Here is a 16,930-nt window from a genome sequence, read left to right as displayed (position 1 = left end):
AATCTCCCATCCCCCCCCGGTCATCAGCCGTGCAGATCCTTCATCGTCTTCTTCGCATGGCATCCATCAGGGCCAGCGCAAAGCACCTGGCAGTTGTCGTCGGTGTCGGCACCACCTTGGAACAACGGCACCTTGTGATCGAGCTCGAATCCTGCAGGGAAGTCGCAGAGCTTGCCGCAATTAGCGCAGCACGGGTCTTTGGACCATACACGCAGGCGGCGGTCCTGGAGCTTCCTGCCAGTCATCCTGCGCTCCTTGGCGGTGGGAAGCGGACGGAGCTCACGGCCTTTGAATTCCTGCAGGCGCGGCTTCAGTGTCCGGAGTCTGGCCATCAGCTGTACCTCCCGGCCGCATCGACTGCGCGAGCGATCTGGCGCCCGATCTTCGCTCCGCTCACCTTCTGCTCTTTGGATGATCCACCAGCAGGCAAGGTAACGGTGACGTTGATATTGCGGTCGCCGTGGCTGGTGTTATTCGTTGTTTGGGACATTCCTTCTTGTACCCTGCTCAAGGTCTTGTCGAGCTTTGCGCTGGTAGCCGAAGTGACGACGCGCTCGCCCTTCTGTAGGAGCCAGGTGCCAGTCTCAGGTACGGCGTCGATACCGTCGTGGGCCATACCGATAGCGGCGATGTTCCCGACTATGCTGGCTGTCTCTGCCGCTACCGTGGCCATCGCTGCCAGGTTCAGGGGGAAAGGATTCGCGGCAGCCAAGGCGATACCCTCCTGAATGGCGACGGCAGCTCGGGCAATGGCGATGCCCTTCTCTACGGCGAACATTGCCTTGTAGATCCCTGAGGATTCGCCAGCATAGGACTTGGCCATTTCTGCCAGGCTGCCGAAGGTACTCTCCGCAGCTGATATCTGGACGAGTTGGCGGTTCCTTTCGATGTTCGCCAATGCGTCTTCGTGCTGGCGCTTCAGATCAAGCTCCTTGGCATCCCACTCGGCATTGAGGTCGGCGCGCGCTTCACGATTTTTATCCAGCATTTCGAGCTGTTGTTCGTACCATTTCTCCAGCTCTTCCTGTGCCTTGTCCACCTTCATCAGTTCCCCGGCCGGACCGGCAACCGAGGCATCCACGCCGCCGAAATCGGGGGCTTTCGTGAAGGCCGCATTTACTGCCCGAGCTGCTTGAGTGTGTCGCTCGGAATCGCTGAGGTCGGGCATCGCGTCGATGATCTTCAGCCGCTCCTTGAGCTGGTCATTGAGCTTCTCCTCCTCGGTGCGCAGATCGGCGACCAGGCTCTTGTAATCCTCCTGTTCCTTGGCGTGCTTCTCGAAGGCGGCGACGGTATCCAGATAGGCCTTGGCCTGGCTGACCTGGGCCTCGGTCGCGCCATCCAGGGCTAGCTTGTAGATCGTCTGCTGATCGGCCGTCATGCCCAGAGTTGCGGCCTGGAGCTTCAGCGCCTCAATCTGGGCGTTGATGGCGTCCGCTGCTTGCTTTGCTGCCAGGGCCTGATTGGCGGCGTTCTGGTCGAACACGATGCCGGCGTTGGTGCCATTCTTCTGCAGCAGTTCCATCAGCTCGGCAATCTCCTTGACCTTGTTGCTCGGCTGATTGGAAATCGGTGTGTTGAAGCTGGTGATCAGATCGGCATAACCGTTGGCCAGACCGTCGAACTTCACACCGGCATCGGTCAGAACCTTCTCGATCTCGTCGAAGTTCTGCCACGTTCGATAGAAGCGCGCCGGCGGCACGAACTTCTCCCAATAGGACGAGCCTTTCATCGAGGCGTCATCCAGGTCGGAGAGTGTTTTCAGGCCGGTGTAAAGCATGTGAACGCCAGCTACGGCGCCGACCGCCCCCTTGGCCAAGGTGGTGAAGCTCGCGGCCAGGTCATCTGAGACGGAGCGGCTTAGCGTGCCGTTGATGGCGGTGTCGCTCAGCTTGCCAGCGAAGTTGGAGAGGACCGGCAGCAGGGCCTTCTCGATCTGATTCTTCATGCCGGCCGAGCTCTTCTCGATGAGCCAGATGGCAGCATTCAGTTCGTTGGCCGACTTAATCGTGTCGTTGTCGAGAACGGCGCCAGCAGCAGAGGCGGTGTCGGCCAGGGTCTTGAAGCCGGCAGCGTTGTTCTTCAGTAGGGGCAGGAGCGCAGTGGCGTCACTCGCAATTGCCTCCAGGTAGAAGGTCATGTCCTGCTGACTGGCGCCAGCCTTCTCCAGGCTGGACACGTACAGGCCCAGGGCCTGGGGGCCAGAGAGCTTGCGGAACTCATCGGCGGTAACGCCAACCTTGGGTGCCACATTGTCGAAGAAGTCCTTCAGCGCGCCGCCGCCGGTCTGCAGGAAGTCGCCGACCTTATCGTTCACATCCTTGAAGATGTCGGCGAGCTTGTCCTGCTCGACGCCCATCGTCTCGGCGGCCAGGGCGTACTTCTGGAATTCCGTAGTACTGGCATTGGCTACCTGGGAGAGCCGCGTTATCTCGGCCGCGGATTTGACGGTGCTCAGCGTCAGCGCGGTGAGGCTGCCTGCCGCGGCAACGGTGAAACCGCCGATGGCCTTGCCGGCCGCTTCGGCGTTCTTCCTGATGTTCTGCATGCGCTGCTGGGCGTCGCGCTCTGCCTTGCTCAGGGGGCCGGTGAAGCCGCCAGTCTTGGCAATGAGGTCAAGCGTGAGTTGTCCGAGGGATCGGCTGGCCATTGGGGCCTCCTATTGGGCGAGCTTGTCGATAGCCTTGTTCAGCTCGACGGCCATGGTTTCGGTGACGTTCTCGGTGTTCTCTTCAAGGGCCGGGCGCATGAAGGGCTGGGCGGCCTGGTGCTCGGTGCCGAACTCCATGAACCGCCAGTACCAGGTGTCGCCACCCGGGTTTTCCTTCAGGTTCTTCTTGCCGATCAGGCCGCCTGCCTTGGCATTCTGAGCGCCGCCCAGGACGCCTACCCGCATGACCACGCCGCCCACGGCCTTGCTGCGCCGGCTGGACTCCTGGACAACGATGTTCTTGGCGATGTTCTCGGCAGTCTTGGGGTTGTCGGTGGGTTTGACGCGAGCCTTGGCGTCATCCCTGACGATGTTCATGGCCTTGCGCGCTGCGCGCCGAAGGTAGGTGCGCTCCAGCTTTGGCCCCAGCTCGCGGAGCTTCTTCATGATCTCGTCGAGGCCTTTGAGATCCACTTCGAATGCGTCAGCCATGGTTTTCTCCAGCTGCGATCTTGAGGGCAATCTCCGAAGCCTTGGCGAAGGCCTCGCGCAGATCGTCGAAAGTGCCGTAGTCGTCAATGTCATCTTCGGCGAACCACACTCGAGCCCCGTGAAGGGCCAGGCGCTGGAAGGTGCGGCCGTCAAGCCAATCGGCGTGCTGATTGATGATTCGCCCAAGGGCATCGAGCACTTCCTGCTTGTTTTCGAAGTTGCTCATCGGTTGGACTCCACATTGGCCAAGAGCTCGGTCAGGAGCTTGATATCGCCTTCCAGGTGCTCGATGCGCTCCAGGGCCTTGATCAGTTGGCCGCCAAGGATCGCAGCCGTAGCCAGGCTAAAGGCTTCCTTCGTTCCATCCTTGGCGGCCTCTTGGGCCTTGGCGATGATCCTCTTCATGAGCTCTTCAGCTCGGGCGCCGGGATCACTCATCACGCACCCCATGCAACGTCGGTCAGGAGAGCAACGCTGTTCTCGCGCTGGACTTCCCAGTTGGCGTTTACGGTTGCCATGAAGGCGACCGTGTTGGTCTGCCAGAGGCTCACCATCTCCGATGGGGAGGTGGGCGTATCGCTCATCGCGAGGCTGGCGTGCTGAGCCTCAATGATGGAGATGCCGTCGGCGTCGTAGGCAATGCCGCTTGGGTCGATAAGTGCGAGCTGGCCGCCGCTGGAATCGCGCGGGGAGGCGCGGGAGATCAGCAGGGGAATGCCCAGGATGGAGCCACCGCGGGCGCCGACATCGGGGAACATCAGGGCGCCGGACGTGTTGCGGTGAAGCGCCATGTTGGCGGCGGTTACGGAATCGGTGACGAAAAAGGCTGCTCCGATGTCGCCGCCGAACAGGCCAACCAAGGTGGCGATATCCGCCGCCGCATCGCTGGTGGCGGGCGCGGCCGGGGCGCCATAGGTGATGGCGGCAGGCATCTCATCAGGGATACCGGCGTTGCTGGCGTCGATAAGGGCGAAATCCAGCGTGTCGATTACCGCGCGCTCCATGTCGCGCTGCAGACCTTTCTCGACCAGGTTGCCGCCCAGCGTGATGGCCTCGCCCGTCGCGCAGATGATTGCGCAGACCTTCAGCGGATCGATGGTGGCACCTTCGACAGACGGCTTGCTGATCGGGACAGGCTTGCCTTGCGGAACCCAGTAGGCCGTCGCGCCGCCCACCATCTTCAGCATCCGCGTACGGAAGGGAGTGCGGCGGAGCCCGACGAGTCGACCCAGAAGTGAGCGCTCAGTTACCAGGCCCAGGAACTCCTGCGCGGGCTCGCTGATATCGCTGCTCAGAATGGCGCCAACTGCCGCCTTGGCGATGCTTTCGCCCTGGTATGCGCCCCAGCGCGCTTGCGCACCGGCGATCATGCTTTCCTCGCTGGCGCTGCGCATCGTGGCCCGAAGGATCAGGGAGCGAATGAAGGTTTGGCCTTTCGGCACGATGGAAACTTGGGTCATCAGAATCTCCAGGTGATTTGACTCTGGAGATATGGTCCGCTCCATGGACCGGATGAACGAGGTAGGTTCGGGATGGTTCGGGAACTAACGGGAAGTGATGTACGCCGCGATGTCCATGATTTCGTAGTAGGGGCGGCCGTTCAGGTACCGGGAAGGCTGGAGCCCATCAGAGCCTTTCCAATTGGCGAGGGTCTTCCCCTTGAGGCCCATGTACGCAGCCACGTCCGTGCGACGAAGGCAGTCGCCCAGCAGGATCGCCACCCGGTTGTCACCACACCACGCGCGAATGGCCTCGGCCTGTTCATCCACAGGATCAGCAGGCAGCGGCTGGCCGCAGGTTGGGCAGTTGCAAGTCATCAGCAAGCCCTCCCATTGAACAGCCATGGTAGATACCCGGAATCCCGGGGATTTAAATCCCTCTGATCAGAGGGATTTAAAGGTGAGGTGGGGTCACTTTTGACGCCGGATTTTCCGGTATCAGCCATCGTCACCAGGCGTACACGTTTCGTGCTGGTAAAGCCGGGATTCCGACCTTTAGGAAAAGGGGAGGATCTGCCCACTTTCCAATCCGGGGCGGAAACCCAGGAGAAACCCAGCCGGTTAGCACTGGGTTCCAAGTTCCGTTTGAAACGGCAATTGGCCCTTCCGCATTTCAAATGCCGATGGCCCTTTCGGATTTCAGATCCGAGTCGGACAGGTTGGTCTGTCTCGGAGACAGGTTTCGCCGTTTGAAACGGAGCAACCCCACTGTGGCGAAAACGCCTCACTGAGACCAAATCGCCACACTGGGCCGCTCCCTGTGGACGCTTCACTGCCCGCGTTTCAAACGCCACCATTGGGCTAACACCAGATCTGGCGTTTGCTAACTCTTCCAGCCAGCAGAATTGGCGCCCAAATTTGCGCACCGTGATGGCCGCGCGCACTTCTGAGCCCTCTTTGGAGCCCTTTCCAAGGGCAGTAGATTGGAGATGGCCAGGGCTACGCCCTGGTATATCTAAGAAGGAGTCCAGAAACTGGACTAAGTGAAACCCCTCCATGCGTCCAGTTTCTGGACCGATGAGCGTGTTTTTCATGGATCAGCAGGCCTCCATGAGTCCATTTTCTGGACGCAGTGCGTCCATTTTCTGGACTGGGTTTTTTGCTCTTTCGAGGCTGAATTTCCGCGGCGGGGTGGTGGTCGGCGACACCTCGATCTTTCCTTCGCACGGATCGATAGGACGCCAGGTGATCGCGTACAGCGCGCAGCAGCCACCAGGCTTGATGAACCTGCCTTCCCGGGTGCGCACGATCAGATCGCGCTCCTGGAGCTCTTCCAGGGCCTTGGCGAGGGTGGTGCGGCTGTTCATGCCCCACTGCTTGGCCTGAGTGAACGATGCGCTGAGATCGCCGTTGTTCGCGCCGCGGTACTGCCGGAGCAAGCCCAGCAGTACCTTGAGCGCTCCACCCGAAAGAGACCGGAAATCTTCGCTGTCCATCACAACGTGGGGCAGGGCAGCGAAGTTTCCAGACTCCCGGCGGCCTTTCGACCTGGCGAGAGAGCGAGCCATCAGTCGAACTCGTCCGGGTCAAATGGCTGCGCTCCATCACGCAAGGCGCGCATCCCAACAATCGCTAATGCGGCGATGCCATTAGCAAAGCCGTCCTCAACGCCGTGTCCGCAAACCTTCCAGGTCGGAGAGCTGAAAGCGCTCCTAATGACAAGAAAGGCTTCATGCTCATTGCCCTTCTGCAGCATTTGCAGCTCACGAACCAGGGTAAGGCCATGTGCGAAATCGATGTTCCATTGATCGACTTTGGGCTCAGTGCGGGCGGGGCTCCAAAAATTGAAGCGCTTGTAAGGGCCATCCTCGTAGGTGGATACAAAGCTCAGTTCATGGAACTTGCGTAGGGTCTTGCACCGGGGCAGCTTGGTGATTGGGGCGGTCATTTCCCACCTCCCAGCACGATGCCGCACAGCTTGATCTCTTGGCGAAGGCTGCAAATGCGGGCGGCCAGGTCGCGATCGATGGCGCGCAAGGCAGGCTCGGCCTGGTAGCGCAGGATGTGTTCCAGCTCATCGGCATACCTGAGAAGGTTCTGGACTACCGCGCTGCGCTGGTCATCCGCGACGTGTTTCGCTTCGGCTTTCGCGGGGAGGTTACGCATGGCTCACCTCCTGAGCTTCCAGAGCGGCGGCAATCTCTTCGCAGGCATCTGCCCAGGCATCCCCTTCCAGGTTCTCCAGCCAGTCGCAGGCGTTGGGCTGGGCTTCAAGGGCGCGCTGGATAGCGCGGTGGTGGTTGTAGCGGTTGAGTCGAACAGCGAGGGAGGAATTGCTGCGGAGGGCGGCAAGGGCCATTGCCCGGTGGGCGGCGGCGCGTACTTTAGACGGATTGCGGGTGATCATGGGCGAAGCTCCAATGTGGAGCTGCCACCGCTCGCGGCCAAGCGAGTTGGGGAGGCAGCTGTGCGCAGGTTGGCCGACCGGGTTGGAGCATCCCGGCACACCCGAAGGTGTCCCACGCACAGCCGCCATAACACGAATCTGCGGGCACAAAAAAAGCGCCTGCAGGAGTGCAAAGGACGCTTGTGCGTCTCCAATACTCGACCGGCCAAGGTCGGTCACGGGATTTACCGTGACGACCTCACGATAACGGGCGGAAGGGCTGAGCGCAAGAGTCATGCTGCGCGCCTCCGATCGTTGGCCATCATCGCCAGCGCACGCTGGGCACGCTTGAGCTGGGATGCGGGGATGCTGTAGCGGATGACGTCGCAGTCCTTGCCCCAGCGGGTGGGCACGCGCTCAGGCTGGCGCTGGAACTCGATGCCCCAGTTGTGGGCCAGGGCGCTGATGGTGGAGTTGAGGCAGTGGTCGCCGATGCGCTCGGCCTCGAAGCGATTGAGGGAGCCGCCGGCCACCAGGAAGGCGAGCACGCGGCTCAGCTTGGTGGGAGCGTTGGCGACTGTGATAGTATTACGTTGCGAATTTTGAGGGCTGGCCTGTTGGTCGGCCTTTTTTTTGTCCATTAGGCGGCCACCCCGCGAGCTTCAGCGATGCGCTGTTCGCACCAGGAAACCACCTCGGACTCGATCCAGGCGGCGTGACCTTCGGATAGTTTGATTTGGGCAGGGAAGGTGCCCAGCTTGATGCGCTTGTAGATCTCCGCGCGGCAGAGGCTGGTCATTGCCTCAACCTCTTTTCGGCGGATAAAGCGGGGGGATACTTGCGTAGCCATCTTCGCCTCCATTGGCGTGTTGAAGATGGCTGAATCTTTCTAGAGACGGGTATTAATAAAAATTCCCCAGACGCTACGGATAACCCCTTATCCGTAGCACTTAATGGGTTAAACGTAACGTCTTTAGGGGTTCTTTCTTCGTCCGCCCTGCTTAGCGTAATCGGGGGCTACAGGCCTTATCCAGGATTTGATTCGCTCAATATCGTCCGGCAAGTCATCAAATCCATCGTCGACCAAGCGCCTCTTTACCGCATGCGCCATCTCAGTAATTCTGATTGCTTTGGCGGAGTCAGCATCCCAATCTTGTTTCGCAATTGCTCTAGCTCTAGCAATCACTTGCTGCTTTGATTCATTCCTCTTCGCCAGAGCGCCAACAGTGGCAACCTCCTTTTCTATCGCCGAGCTTGCAATTTGATTGCTGTGATAGCACAGGGCAAGAATAAGGTTCTCTATGGCGTCGTGCATTCCCTTCGCAGCATCTGGAAACTTGTCGGCCAGTTCTTTGAATGCTTCGAAGCTAGTAACAATCAGATCCTTTCCGTAATCATCATTTGAACTTATGAATAGACAGATTTCCGTCATGCGCTGAAGTTGCTGATAGCTAAGTCCAGCTTCTTTATCAATATCCCCAAGTTCGTCAATAAATTTATCCATTGGCTCGCCGAACTTGCGGTGAGTTGGCGTGAACCGTTCGTCCATCAAGATGCCCTCCTGATTGCCTGGATGTTTGCTCCGGAACATAGCGCATCGATCTCATCCGCCCAGGCTTGCATCATTCCCCGGCGCTGCTCCAGGTAGCTGGCATGGTTGTAGGTGTCGCGGATCTCGTCCTTGTCGCCGTGGGCCAACTGTCGTTCGATCCAATCGCGGTTGTAGCCGCGGCTGTTCAGTTCGGTGCTGAGTAGGTGGCGGAAGCCGTGGCCAGTCTGACGGCCCTCGTAGCCGAGGTTTCGCAGCGCCTTGTTGATGGTGTTCTCGCTCAGCGGGCGACCGGGGTTTGCCTTGCCGGCAAAGGCGAGGTCATACCGGCCGGTGATCTTCTGCAGGTCGCGCAGCAGGTCCACGGCCTGGGTGGGTAGCGGGACGATGTGCGGGCGCCTGGCCTTCATCCTGGCCGCTGGGATGGTCCAGGTGGCGGTGTCCAGATCGAACTCATTCCAAGGTGCCTGGCGCAGCTCGCCAGGGCGCACGCCGGTCAGCACCAGCAGGCGAATGGCTATCTTGGTGGGCTGGTCGCACCTGGCCCCGGCCAGCCTCTCCAGCAGTTCGGGGAGCTCCGACAGCGGGACGTGAGGGTGGTGCTTCACCTGGGGTGCGTGCGCAGCCACCACGTCGAGGTCGGTGGCCGGGTTGGAGGTGGCCACCCCCTTGGCCAGGCCGAAGCGGAATATCTGGTTGAGCCACTGCCGGATCTTGCCGGCGGCGTTCAGGGTTCCGCGGGCTTCGACCTTGCGTACCAGGTCCACCAGATCGGGCCGGGTGATCTCGGCCACCGGACGCTTGCCGATGCCAGGGATGATGTCGTTGTCCAGATACAGGCGCGCCTTGTAGGCGGTGGCGTGCGCCCATCGAGGGGCGCTGTAGGCGTACCACTCGTTGGCCAGTTTCTCGAAGGTGTACGCCTCGGCCTCTCTGGCGCGTTTCTCGGCCTGTTTGTGCTTGGACGGATCTACCCCAGCGGCAACCTGTGATCGTGCAACGTCGCGCAATTCTCGGGCCTTGGCGAGCGTGACGGCCGGGTAGGAACCCAGGCTGATCATCTTAGGCTTACCGGCGAAGCGATAGCGGAAGCGCCAGAGCTTGCTGCCGGTGGGAGGGATTTCGAGGCTCAGGCCAAGGGTGTCGGAGAGGCGATAGAGCTTCTCGCGGGGCTTGGCGGTACGGGCTGCGGAGTCGGTGAGAGGCACGGATATCCCCGGAAAGCCACGCCGGGCGCTGGATAGGCATCCGGGTGTGAGTAGAAATTCATGACCGAACTGCGTCTACTCACGAATCTACTCACAAAGATTGGAGCTTGCAACGGAACGCTGGGGAATGCTGGAAACAAAAAAACCGGCTCAGAGGCCGGTTTTCTTGGGGTTCCGAGACTGCTGGAGAACTCTCGGGACCGGTATGTGGTGCCCAGGGACGGAATCGAACCGCCGACACGGGGATTTTCAATCCCCTGCTCTACCAACTGAGCTACCTGGGCAACGTGGCGCGCATTAAAAGGGTTTTCCGAAAGGGTGTCAAGCGTGCCGCGAAAAAATTTTCAGTTAATACCGGAGCTTACGCGCTCGGCGGGACGTAGCCGTCGGCCTGGGCGTATTCCTCGCCGGAGAGGAACTTGTCCATCTCGCCCTGGAGGAACTTGCGGTCTTCGGCGTTCATCATGTTCAGCCGGCGCTCGTTGATCAACATGGTCTGGTGCTTCTGCCACTCGTCCCAGGCCTGCCTCGACACGTGCTCGTAGATGTCCTGGCCCTTGGCGCCGGGGTAGGGCGGGCGATCGAGGCCGGGCAGCTCTTCTTTGTACTTGCGGCACATCACCATTCGGCTCATGTCATCTCTCCTGCATTCAACGCGTCGGCTGCCCGCTTGAGCAGCTTCTTGACCGGGGCCGCGAGACCGAGCCGCGGCGGGGTGGCCAGGTTATACCAGAGCCAGTCGCCCTCGGCCACGCCGCCGGCTGCGTCTTCCACGCGCACCAGCCAGGGCTCGATGGCCAGCTGGAAGTGGCTGAAGGTATGGGTCAGGCCGGGCAGTTCGTGGCGCTGCCCCAGGCGCAGGGCGTGCTGCGCGGCGAGCGGGTCGAGCTGGGCGAGGTCGTCCAGTTCCGGGAAGCTCCACAGGCCGCCCCACAGGCCGGTGGACGGGCGGCGGTAGAGCAGGATGGCGCCTTCGCGGTTGGCCAGGATCGGCATCAGCGTGCGCCGCTGCGGCAGCTCCTTGCGTGGCTTGGGCACCGGGTAGGCGCTTTCGCGGCCGAGCAGGTGGGCGCGGCAGCCCTCGCTCAGTGGGCACAGCAGGCAGCTGGGCTTGCTGCGGGTGCAGAGGGTGGCGCCCAGGTCCATCATCGCCTGGGTGTAGTGGTTGACCCGCGCGTGCGGGGTGAAGCGTTCCGCCGCTTCCCACAGCTGCTTCGCCACCCTGGGTTCGCCCGGGTAGCCGTCGCAGGCCAGGTAGCGGGCCAGCACGCGCTTGACGTTGCCGTCGAGGATGGGCGCGCGCAGGCCCATGGAGATGCTGGCGATGGCCCCGGCGGTGGAGCGGCCGATGCCGGGCAGCTCGGTGAGCTGCTCGACGTCGCGGGGGAACTCGCCGGCGTGGCGCTCCATCACCAGCTTCGCGGTCTTCTGCAGGTTGCGCGCGCGGGTGTAGTAGCCCAGCCCGGTCCACAGGTGCAGGACTTCGTCCTCGGGCGCGGCGGCCAGGTCGGCGACCGTGGGCAGCGCCGCCATGAAGCGGTCGAAGTAGCCCAGCACGGTGCTCACCTGGGTCTGCTGCAGCATGATTTCCGACACCCACACCCGGTAGGGGTTGATGTCGCGCTGCCAGGGCAGGTCATGGCGGCCGTGGCGGTCGTACCAGTCGAGGACCGCGGTATTGAAGCGTTCGGGGGTCATTTCTTCTTCAGCAGGTTCTTCAGGGCGTCCTTCAGGTCGGGGCTGACCTTGTCGCCGAATTTCTCTTCGAGTTTCTCGTTCAGGCGCTGGCCGGCCAGTTGCCCGGCGATCTTGCCGATGCCGTCCTGGTCCAGGCGGCAGGCCTTGGCGCCCAGTTCCAGCGGGCCGCGGCAGCGCAGCGGCCATTCGATGCCGACGTAGCGCTTGTTCACCTCGCAGGCCGGGTCGGGCATGTCGCTCTTGTCGCCTTCGATGATCACGCCGACGCGGTAGTCCATGCCCAGCACGCGCAGGTCCAGGTCGCCGTCGCCCTTCACCGTCAGGCCGGGCACCGCGACGCGCAGGTCGGGGTTGCTGGCCACGCCGTTGTGGAAGGTCAGGCTGCCGTTGAGCTCGCGGAAGGGCGTGTCCTTGCCGCCGTGCTCGGCGCTCAGGCTCTTCCGGTTGAGGGTGGCGATGCCGCGGCACAGCTGCTCTTCCAGGTTGGCGTTGAGCAGCACGCCCTTGCTCAGCTTGAAGTTGGCCTTGCCGTTGAGGTTGTCGATCCAGGCCTTCTGGCTGTTGCCCTGGGTGGTGATGTCCGCGTCCAGGTTCAGCAGGCCGGTGACCGGCGGCTTGTGGCCCTGGGCCTGGAGGAGTTTTTCCACCGGCACGCCTTCGATGTGCTTCTGCGCCGCCAGCAGCGCCACGTCCTGGCGCACGTCGAGGCTGGCCTTGGCGTTGAAGCGGCCGTCGTAGAGTTCGCCGCGCATGTCGTCGAGGCTGAACTGGCCGTTCTGCCCGCGCAGCTTGAGCACGGCGTTCTCGATCGGCAGCTTGTCGAGGGTGAGCTGGCCGAGGTTCAGGTTGAGGTCCAGGTCCAGCGTGCGCAGCTTGGCCAGCGGCAGCAGCGGCGCATCGCTCCAGGCCTGCTGGGTGGGGGCGTTGGGCAGCGGGCTGTCGCCCTTGCCGGTGGCGCTGGCGACGGTGGCGTCGACTTCCGCCTTGCGGCTGGCGCTGGCCGCCTCGGCGCCTTTGGCGGCCTTGGCCGGCAGGTAGCGGTCGAGGTTCAGCTTGTCGCCGCTGAGCTGGGCGCGCACGGCCTGTTTGGCGATGTCGGCCAGGCCCAGGCTGCCGCTGAAGCTGCTGTCGTCGAGCTTGAGTTGGATGTCGCTGAGGTTGACGGCGTTGCGGCTGCCGTCCAGGCGCGCGGCCAGTTCCAGCTTGGTCAGGGTGTTGCCGTCGGCCATCTCCGGCAGCTTCTGGCCGAGGCCTTCGAGGAATTCGCGCAGGTTGAACGGGGCGATGGACAGGCCGCCGTTGAACTGCGGCTCCTTGTCGAGGTTGCGCGCCTTCAGCTCGCCGAGGGCGCGCAGCTGGTTGATCGACAGTTTCAGACCGTTCCATTCGGCGACCTGTGCGGCCTGGTCGAGCAGCAGCTGGCCCTGGGCGGAGAAGGTCGCGGTGCGGCCCTGCAACTGGTCGCCGGCCAGTTCGCCGGAGAGCTTGGCGTCTTCCAACTGGTAGCGCTTGAGCGCGCGGTCGAAGCGCAGGTTGCCGGTCAGCTCGGTCTTGGCGCGGGTCACCGGCTGGTTGGTGCCCAGGTAGGCGTTGAGCTTGAAGGGGATGCTGCTACCTTCGCGGATGGCGCCGGTGTTCAGGTCCAGGCCTTCGACGGTGTACTGCTTGCCGCTCTGCTCGTCGCTGTAGTCGATGCGCGCGCCGCTGACGTTGAGGCTGTCGATGTCCAGCTTCATCGGCGTGGAAGCGCTCTCGGCCGGCGCCTTGGGCGCTTCGGCGGGTGCGCTGGCCTGGCCAACTGGCGTGGCAGGGGTGGCGCCGGTGGGCTGGGCCGGCTTGCCGATGTCTTCCCAGTTGCCCTTGCCGGCCTTGTCGCGGTTCAGCGTGAGGGTCAGGCCCTGCACGCGGATGTCGCTCATCTGCACCTCGCGGCGCAGCAGCGGCAGCACCCGCACCGACAGGCCGAGCAGCTGCAGGTCGGCGAACGGCTTGTCCGGGCTGCGCACGCTGGCCACGCTGGTGTCGTGCAGTTCCAGGCCGAGCCAGGGGAACAGGCTCCAGCCGATGTCGCCGCGCAGGTCCAGCTCCAGGTTGGCCTTGTCGCGGGCGAGCTGGCGGATCTCGTCCTTGTAGTCGTTGGGGTCGAAGAAATGGGTGAGGATGAAGCCGGCGGCGACTACCAGTAGCAGCAGGGCGAGGACGGCTATGCCCAGGATCTTGCCGAACGCTTTCATGGACGGGTCCTTGTTCTGGCGGCGGGTGAATTGGCGGGAGTATATCAATGCGCCCGCCCGCTTCAGCAGGCGGCGGCGACGCGTTCGGCGATGGCCAGGCTGGCGGTGAGCCCCGGCGACTCGATCCCGAACAGGTTGACCAGGCCCGGCAGGCCGTGGTCCACGGCGGTTTGGATGACGAAGTCGGAGGCGGGTTCCCCGGCGCCGCTCAGTTTAGGACGAATCCCGGCGTAGCCGGCCTGCAGGCGTTCGGCGTCCAGGCCCGGGAAGTAGCGGCGGATGGCCTGGGCGAAGGGCTCGCGCAGCGCTTCGTCGACCAGATAGTCGATGGTTTCCAGGTAACGCACGTCCGGGCCGAAGCGCAGCTGGCCGCCGAGGTCGAGGGTGGCGTGCACGCCCAGGCCGGCGGTGTTGGCCTCGGGCATCGGGTAGATCAGGTGGCTGAACGGCGAGCGGCCGCCGTAGGTGAAGTAGCGGCCCTGGCACAGGTGCAGCGGCGGCACGCCTTCCAGGCCTTCGGTGCGGGCGGCCAGTTGCTGGGCGAACAGGCCGCCGGCGTTGACCACCTGTTCGGCCTGGATGCTGAACGGCTCGCCGACGCTGACGCCTTCGGCGATCCAGCCGTCGGCGGCGCGACGCAGGCTGTCGATGCGGGTGTCCAGCACCAGCTGCGCGCCCTGGATTTGCGCGGCGTGCTGCAGCGACAGCATGTAGGCGTGGCTGTCGATGATCCCGGTGCTCGGCGAGAGCAGGGCGGCCACGCCGCGCACCGCCGGCTCCAGCGCGTGCAGCTGGGTGGTGTCCAGCGGCTGCAGGTCGTGTACGCCGCTGGCTTCGGCATTGGCGGCGAGGGCTTCCAGCTTGCCCAGTTCGGCGTCTTCCACGGCCACCAGCAGCTTGCCGATGCGGCTGTGCGCCACGTCGTGGCTGGCGCACCAGGCGTACAGGCGCTCGCGGCCTTCCAGGCAGAGCTCGGCCTTGAGCGAGCCGGGCGGGTAGTAGAGGCCGGCGTGGATGACCTCGGAGTTGCGGCTGGAGGTGTGGCTGCCGATCAGCCGCTCGGCTTCGACGATCAGCACGCTGCGCCCAGCGGCGGCCAGGCGCGCGGCGCAGGCCAGGCCGACCGCGCCGGCGCCTATGACCAGGATGTCGATGTCGTTCATGCGTCCTCGCTGGCTCTGTGCAGCACTGCGGCGATGGCGGCGCGGGCCTGCGGGCTGTTCTTCCAGCAACTGCTGCCGGTCAGCGCGGCGCCGGCGCTGAGAATGCTCTGCGCATCGCTTTCGCGCAGCTTGCCGAAGCTGTCCAGGCCCATCTGTTCCAGGCGTTGCAGGACCGTCGGGCCGACGCCCTTGAGCGCGAGCAGCGCCGCGCGTTCACGTTCTTCGAAAGGCATGCGTGCTCCTCGTGATCATGCGCTGCGTCCCAGGCTGGCAGGGCTCAGGCCGGCTCCAGGGCCAGGCCGAGGTGTTCGGCCAGTGCGGCCGCTTCCGCCTGCCCGGCCGGGGCCTGCAGGCGCAGCGGGCAGCCGGCGAGCAGCGCCTGGCGCTGGGTTTCCTCCAGCAGCCGGCGGGCCACGCCGCGGCCGCGGGTGACGCGGCGCACGCACAGGCGCGAGAGGCGCCAGGCGTCGGCGTCGCGCTGCAGCCAGGCGGCGCCCAGCAGGCGGTCGTTGAAGCGCCCGGTCAGCAGCGTGCCCGCGGCCAGCGCGGCGTCCACCAGGGCCTCGCCGTCGGCGAAGGGCGCGAGCAGCCAGGCCGGCGCCTCGGCGTAGAGCCGGGCCAGGTCCTGGCGGTCCTGGGCGGAGGGCTGGGCAAGGTGTTCGACGATCACGGGCATGGCGGCATCCTCGGCGGGGACGCGCAGTTTACGGACAAGCGGCGCCCCGCGGCCAGCGCCGCCGACCGTCGCCCGTAGCCCTGCGGGGCCCGCCGCGCCTATAATGCGGGCCCTCTTATAATTAAGTGCAGTGTTAGCTGTGGAGCTGGTGATGGCCGAACGCAAGGCAACCGTCGCGCGCGACACCCTGGAAACCCAGATCAAGGTGTCCATCGACCTGGATGGCACGGGCAAGGCCCGCTTCGATACCGGGGTGCCCTTCCTCGAGCACATGATGGACCAGATCGCCCGCCATGGCCTGATCGACCTGGACATCGAGTGCAAGGGCGACCTGCACATCGACGACCACCACACCGTCGAAGACATCGGCATCACCCTCGGCCAGGCCTTCGCCAAGGCTATCGGCGACAAGAAGGGCATCCGCCGCTACGGCCATGCCTACGTGCCGCTGGACGAGGCGCTGTCGCGCGTGGTGATCGACTTCTCCGGCCGCCCCGGCCTGCAGATGCACGTGCCCTTCACCCGCGCCAGCGTCGGCGGCTTCGACGTCGACCTGTTCATGGAGTTCTTCCAGGGCTTCGTCAACCACGCCCAGGTGACCCTGCACATCGACAACCTGCGCGGGCACAACACCCACCACCAGATCGAGACGGTGTTCAAGGCCTTCGGCCGCGCCCTGCGCATGGCCATCGAGCTGGACGAGCGCATGGCCGGGCAGATGCCGTCGACCAAGGGGTGCCTGTAATGCAGACGGTCGCCGTCATCGACTACGGCATGGGCAACCTGCACTCGGTGTCCAAGGCGCTGGAGCGCGTGGGCGCCGGCCGCGTGCTGGTGACCAGCGACGCCGCGGTGATCCGCGAGGCCGACCGCGTGGTGTTCCCCGGCGTGGGCGCCATCCGCGACTGCATGGCCGAGATCAGGCGCCTGGGCTTCGACGAACTGGTGCGTGAAGTCAGCCAGGACCGCCCCTTCCTCGGCATCTGCGTCGGCATGCAGGCGCTGCTGGAACACAGCGAGGAGAACGGCGGCGTCGACTGCATCGGCCTGTTCCCCGGCCAGGTGCGCTTCTTCGGCAAGGACCTGTACGAGGACGGCGAGCACCTGAAGGTGCCGCACATGGGCTGGAACCAGGTCAAACAGAGTCTCGACCACCCGCTGTGGCACGAGATCCCCGACGAAGCGCGCTTCTACTTCGTGCACAGTTACTACATCGAGGCGGGCAACCCGCGCCAGGTCGCCGGCCGCGGCCACTATGGCCGCGACTTCGCCGCCGCGCTGGCCGAGGGCCCGCGCTTCGCCGTGCAGTTCCACCCGGAGAAGAGCCACACCCACGGCCTGCAGCTGCTGCAGAACTTCGCCGCCTGGGACGGCCGCTGGTGAAGACGGCGCTGCGCGCGAGGCTGGAAGCCGAAGGTTGAACGATGTGCGAGGC

Annotated in this window: 23 protein-coding genes and 1 tRNA gene; 2 read left to right on the top strand and 22 right to left on the bottom strand. The window is 63.9% G+C overall.

The window, feature by feature from the left end; all coding sequences use genetic code 11:
* Window positions 1-23: 23 nt before the first annotated feature.
* The 22 genes from ACTWJ5_RS30135 to ACTWJ5_RS30030 form a co-directional block, all read right to left on the bottom strand.
* Window positions 24-332, bottom strand: coding sequence for an HNH endonuclease (locus ACTWJ5_RS30135; protein ID WP_444437114.1), 309 nt, complete (start codon window positions 330-332; stop codon window positions 24-26).
* Window positions 332-2,650, bottom strand: coding sequence for a phage tail tape measure protein (locus tag ACTWJ5_RS30130; protein ID WP_444437113.1), 2,319 nt, complete (start codon window positions 2,648-2,650; stop codon window positions 332-334). Before ACTWJ5_RS30130 ends, ACTWJ5_RS30135 begins: the two co-directional genes overlap by 1 nt.
* A gap of 9 nt (window positions 2,651-2,659) precedes the next feature.
* The gene (locus tag ACTWJ5_RS30125) at window positions 2,660-3,142 is read right to left on the bottom strand and encodes an HK97-gp10 family putative phage morphogenesis protein (protein WP_444437112.1); all 483 of its coding nucleotides are present in this window, start codon (window positions 3,140-3,142) and stop codon (window positions 2,660-2,662) included.
* Entirely contained in the window at window positions 3,135-3,368 is a 234-nt protein-coding gene (locus ACTWJ5_RS30120; protein ID WP_444437111.1) for a hypothetical protein, read from the bottom strand. Before ACTWJ5_RS30120 ends, ACTWJ5_RS30125 begins: the two co-directional genes overlap by 8 nt.
* Entirely contained in the window at window positions 3,365-3,580 is a 216-nt protein-coding gene (locus tag ACTWJ5_RS30115) for a hypothetical protein (RefSeq protein ID WP_444437110.1), read from the bottom strand. Before ACTWJ5_RS30115 ends, ACTWJ5_RS30120 begins: the two co-directional genes overlap by 4 nt.
* The gene (locus ACTWJ5_RS30110; protein WP_444437109.1) at window positions 3,580-4,602 is read right to left on the bottom strand and encodes a phage major capsid family protein; all 1,023 of its coding nucleotides are present in this window, start codon (window positions 4,600-4,602) and stop codon (window positions 3,580-3,582) included. The genes ACTWJ5_RS30115 and ACTWJ5_RS30110 overlap by 1 nt, the downstream gene beginning before the upstream one ends.
* Before the next feature lie 84 nt (window positions 4,603-4,686).
* Window positions 4,687-4,959: a hypothetical protein gene (locus ACTWJ5_RS30105; protein WP_444437108.1), complete on the bottom strand. Its 273-nt coding sequence runs from the start codon at window positions 4,957-4,959 to the stop codon at window positions 4,687-4,689.
* Between the two features lie 719 nt (window positions 4,960-5,678).
* Window positions 5,679-6,149, bottom strand: coding sequence for a hypothetical protein (locus ACTWJ5_RS30100; protein ID WP_444437107.1), 471 nt, complete (start codon window positions 6,147-6,149; stop codon window positions 5,679-5,681).
* Window positions 6,149-6,529, bottom strand: coding sequence for a hypothetical protein (locus ACTWJ5_RS30095; RefSeq protein WP_444437106.1), 381 nt, complete (start codon window positions 6,527-6,529; stop codon window positions 6,149-6,151). The genes ACTWJ5_RS30100 and ACTWJ5_RS30095 overlap by 1 nt, the downstream gene beginning before the upstream one ends.
* Window positions 6,526-6,747: a hypothetical protein gene (locus ACTWJ5_RS30090; RefSeq protein WP_407733089.1), complete on the bottom strand. Its 222-nt coding sequence runs from the start codon at window positions 6,745-6,747 to the stop codon at window positions 6,526-6,528. The genes ACTWJ5_RS30095 and ACTWJ5_RS30090 overlap by 4 nt, the downstream gene beginning before the upstream one ends.
* A complete protein-coding gene (locus tag ACTWJ5_RS30085; RefSeq protein ID WP_444437105.1) occupies window positions 6,740-6,988 on the bottom strand; it encodes a hypothetical protein in 249 nt (82 codons plus the stop codon). The genes ACTWJ5_RS30090 and ACTWJ5_RS30085 overlap by 8 nt, the downstream gene beginning before the upstream one ends.
* A 272-nt stretch (window positions 6,989-7,260) precedes the next feature.
* Window positions 7,261-7,515 carry a hypothetical protein gene (locus tag ACTWJ5_RS30080; protein WP_444437104.1) on the bottom strand — a complete coding sequence of 85 codons (255 nt, stop codon included), beginning with the start codon at window positions 7,513-7,515 and terminating at the stop codon, window positions 7,261-7,263.
* Between the two features lie 92 nt (window positions 7,516-7,607).
* The gene (locus ACTWJ5_RS30075) at window positions 7,608-7,766 is read right to left on the bottom strand and encodes a helix-turn-helix transcriptional regulator (protein WP_444437103.1); all 159 of its coding nucleotides are present in this window, start codon (window positions 7,764-7,766) and stop codon (window positions 7,608-7,610) included.
* Window positions 7,767-7,940: 174 nt separating this feature from the next.
* The gene (locus ACTWJ5_RS30070; RefSeq protein WP_444437102.1) at window positions 7,941-8,516 is read right to left on the bottom strand and encodes a hypothetical protein; all 576 of its coding nucleotides are present in this window, start codon (window positions 8,514-8,516) and stop codon (window positions 7,941-7,943) included.
* Window positions 8,516-9,724, bottom strand: coding sequence for a tyrosine-type recombinase/integrase (locus tag ACTWJ5_RS30065; RefSeq protein WP_444437101.1), 1,209 nt, complete (start codon window positions 9,722-9,724; stop codon window positions 8,516-8,518). Before ACTWJ5_RS30065 ends, ACTWJ5_RS30070 begins: the two co-directional genes overlap by 1 nt.
* 208 nt (window positions 9,725-9,932) lie before the next feature.
* Window positions 9,933-10,008 (bottom strand) — tRNA-Phe (locus ACTWJ5_RS30060).
* Window positions 10,009-10,085: 77 nt separating this feature from the next.
* Window positions 10,086-10,358, bottom strand: coding sequence for an oxidative damage protection protein (locus ACTWJ5_RS30055; RefSeq protein WP_074980133.1), 273 nt, complete (start codon window positions 10,356-10,358; stop codon window positions 10,086-10,088).
* Complete coding sequence (mutY, locus tag ACTWJ5_RS30050) at window positions 10,355-11,422, bottom strand: A/G-specific adenine glycosylase (protein WP_074980130.1); 1,068 nt, start codon at window positions 11,420-11,422, stop codon at window positions 10,355-10,357. Before mutY ends, ACTWJ5_RS30055 begins: the two co-directional genes overlap by 4 nt.
* Window positions 11,419-13,656, bottom strand: coding sequence for an AsmA family protein (locus ACTWJ5_RS30045; protein ID WP_444437100.1), 2,238 nt, complete (start codon window positions 13,654-13,656; stop codon window positions 11,419-11,421). Before ACTWJ5_RS30045 ends, mutY begins: the two co-directional genes overlap by 4 nt.
* A gap of 62 nt (window positions 13,657-13,718) precedes the next feature.
* Window positions 13,719-14,819: an NAD(P)/FAD-dependent oxidoreductase gene (locus ACTWJ5_RS30040; RefSeq protein ID WP_444437099.1), complete on the bottom strand. Its 1,101-nt coding sequence runs from the start codon at window positions 14,817-14,819 to the stop codon at window positions 13,719-13,721.
* Window positions 14,816-15,052 carry a Pathogenicity locus gene (locus tag ACTWJ5_RS30035; protein ID WP_074980122.1) on the bottom strand — a complete coding sequence of 79 codons (237 nt, stop codon included), beginning with the start codon at window positions 15,050-15,052 and terminating at the stop codon, window positions 14,816-14,818. Before ACTWJ5_RS30035 ends, ACTWJ5_RS30040 begins: the two co-directional genes overlap by 4 nt.
* Before the next feature lie 44 nt (window positions 15,053-15,096).
* Window positions 15,097-15,495 carry an acetyl-CoA sensor PanZ family protein gene (locus tag ACTWJ5_RS30030; RefSeq protein WP_444437098.1) on the bottom strand — a complete coding sequence of 133 codons (399 nt, stop codon included), beginning with the start codon at window positions 15,493-15,495 and terminating at the stop codon, window positions 15,097-15,099.
* A gap of 151 nt (window positions 15,496-15,646) precedes the next feature.
* Here ACTWJ5_RS30030 and hisB point away from each other — a divergent pair, with 151 nt between their 5' ends.
* Window positions 15,647-16,240 carry an imidazoleglycerol-phosphate dehydratase HisB gene (gene hisB / locus ACTWJ5_RS30025; RefSeq protein WP_043256084.1) on the top strand — a complete coding sequence of 198 codons (594 nt, stop codon included), beginning with the start codon at window positions 15,647-15,649 and terminating at the stop codon, window positions 16,238-16,240.
* Window positions 16,240-16,878 carry an imidazole glycerol phosphate synthase subunit HisH gene (gene hisH, locus ACTWJ5_RS30020; protein WP_074980117.1) on the top strand — a complete coding sequence of 213 codons (639 nt, stop codon included), beginning with the start codon at window positions 16,240-16,242 and terminating at the stop codon, window positions 16,876-16,878. The genes hisB and hisH overlap by 1 nt, the downstream gene beginning before the upstream one ends.
* Window positions 16,879-16,930: the final 52 nt, after the last annotated feature.

The sequence above is a fragment of the Pseudomonas sp. A6 genome (genome assembly GCF_052367875.1).
Taxonomy (GTDB): Bacteria; Pseudomonadota; Gammaproteobacteria; order Pseudomonadales; family Pseudomonadaceae; genus Pseudomonas; species Pseudomonas citronellolis.
This window is presented reverse-complemented; position numbering and strand designations above follow the sequence as displayed.

Coding starts and splice junctions, on each gene's coding strand:
- ACTWJ5_RS30135 (WP_444437114.1), bottom strand. CDS start 332: ATGGCCAGACTCCGGACACTGAAGCCGCGCCTGCAGGAATTCAAAGGC.
- ACTWJ5_RS30130 (WP_444437113.1), bottom strand. CDS start 2,650: ATGGCCAGCCGATCCCTCGGACAACTCACGCTTGACCTCATTGCCAAG.
- ACTWJ5_RS30125 (WP_444437112.1), bottom strand. CDS start 3,142: ATGGCTGACGCATTCGAAGTGGATCTCAAAGGCCTCGACGAGATCATG.
- ACTWJ5_RS30120 (WP_444437111.1), bottom strand. CDS start 3,368: ATGAGCAACTTCGAAAACAAGCAGGAAGTGCTCGATGCCCTTGGGCGA.
- ACTWJ5_RS30115 (WP_444437110.1), bottom strand. CDS start 3,580: ATGAGTGATCCCGGCGCCCGAGCTGAAGAGCTCATGAAGAGGATCATC.
- ACTWJ5_RS30110 (WP_444437109.1), bottom strand. CDS start 4,602: ATGACCCAAGTTTCCATCGTGCCGAAAGGCCAAACCTTCATTCGCTCC.
- ACTWJ5_RS30105 (WP_444437108.1), bottom strand. CDS start 4,959: ATGACTTGCAACTGCCCAACCTGCGGCCAGCCGCTGCCTGCTGATCCT.
- ACTWJ5_RS30100 (WP_444437107.1), bottom strand. CDS start 6,149: ATGGCTCGCTCTCTCGCCAGGTCGAAAGGCCGCCGGGAGTCTGGAAAC.
- ACTWJ5_RS30095 (WP_444437106.1), bottom strand. CDS start 6,529: ATGACCGCCCCAATCACCAAGCTGCCCCGGTGCAAGACCCTACGCAAG.
- ACTWJ5_RS30090 (WP_407733089.1), bottom strand. CDS start 6,747: ATGCGTAACCTCCCCGCGAAAGCCGAAGCGAAACACGTCGCGGATGAC.
- ACTWJ5_RS30085 (WP_444437105.1), bottom strand. CDS start 6,988: ATGATCACCCGCAATCCGTCTAAAGTACGCGCCGCCGCCCACCGGGCA.
- ACTWJ5_RS30075 (WP_444437103.1), bottom strand. CDS start 7,766: ATGACCAGCCTCTGCCGCGCGGAGATCTACAAGCGCATCAAGCTGGGC.
- ACTWJ5_RS30070 (WP_444437102.1), bottom strand. CDS start 8,516: ATGGACGAACGGTTCACGCCAACTCACCGCAAGTTCGGCGAGCCAATG.
- ACTWJ5_RS30055 (WP_074980133.1), bottom strand. CDS start 10,358: ATGAGCCGAATGGTGATGTGCCGCAAGTACAAAGAAGAGCTGCCCGGC.
- mutY (WP_074980130.1), bottom strand. CDS start 11,422: ATGACCCCCGAACGCTTCAATACCGCGGTCCTCGACTGGTACGACCGC.
- ACTWJ5_RS30045 (WP_444437100.1), bottom strand. CDS start 13,656: ATGAAAGCGTTCGGCAAGATCCTGGGCATAGCCGTCCTCGCCCTGCTG.
- ACTWJ5_RS30040 (WP_444437099.1), bottom strand. CDS start 14,819: ATGAACGACATCGACATCCTGGTCATAGGCGCCGGCGCGGTCGGCCTG.
- ACTWJ5_RS30035 (WP_074980122.1), bottom strand. CDS start 15,052: ATGCCTTTCGAAGAACGTGAACGCGCGGCGCTGCTCGCGCTCAAGGGC.
- ACTWJ5_RS30030 (WP_444437098.1), bottom strand. CDS start 15,495: ATGCCCGTGATCGTCGAACACCTTGCCCAGCCCTCCGCCCAGGACCGC.
- hisB (WP_043256084.1), top strand. CDS start 15,647: ATGGCCGAACGCAAGGCAACCGTCGCGCGCGACACCCTGGAAACCCAG.
- hisH (WP_074980117.1), top strand. CDS start 16,240: ATGCAGACGGTCGCCGTCATCGACTACGGCATGGGCAACCTGCACTCG.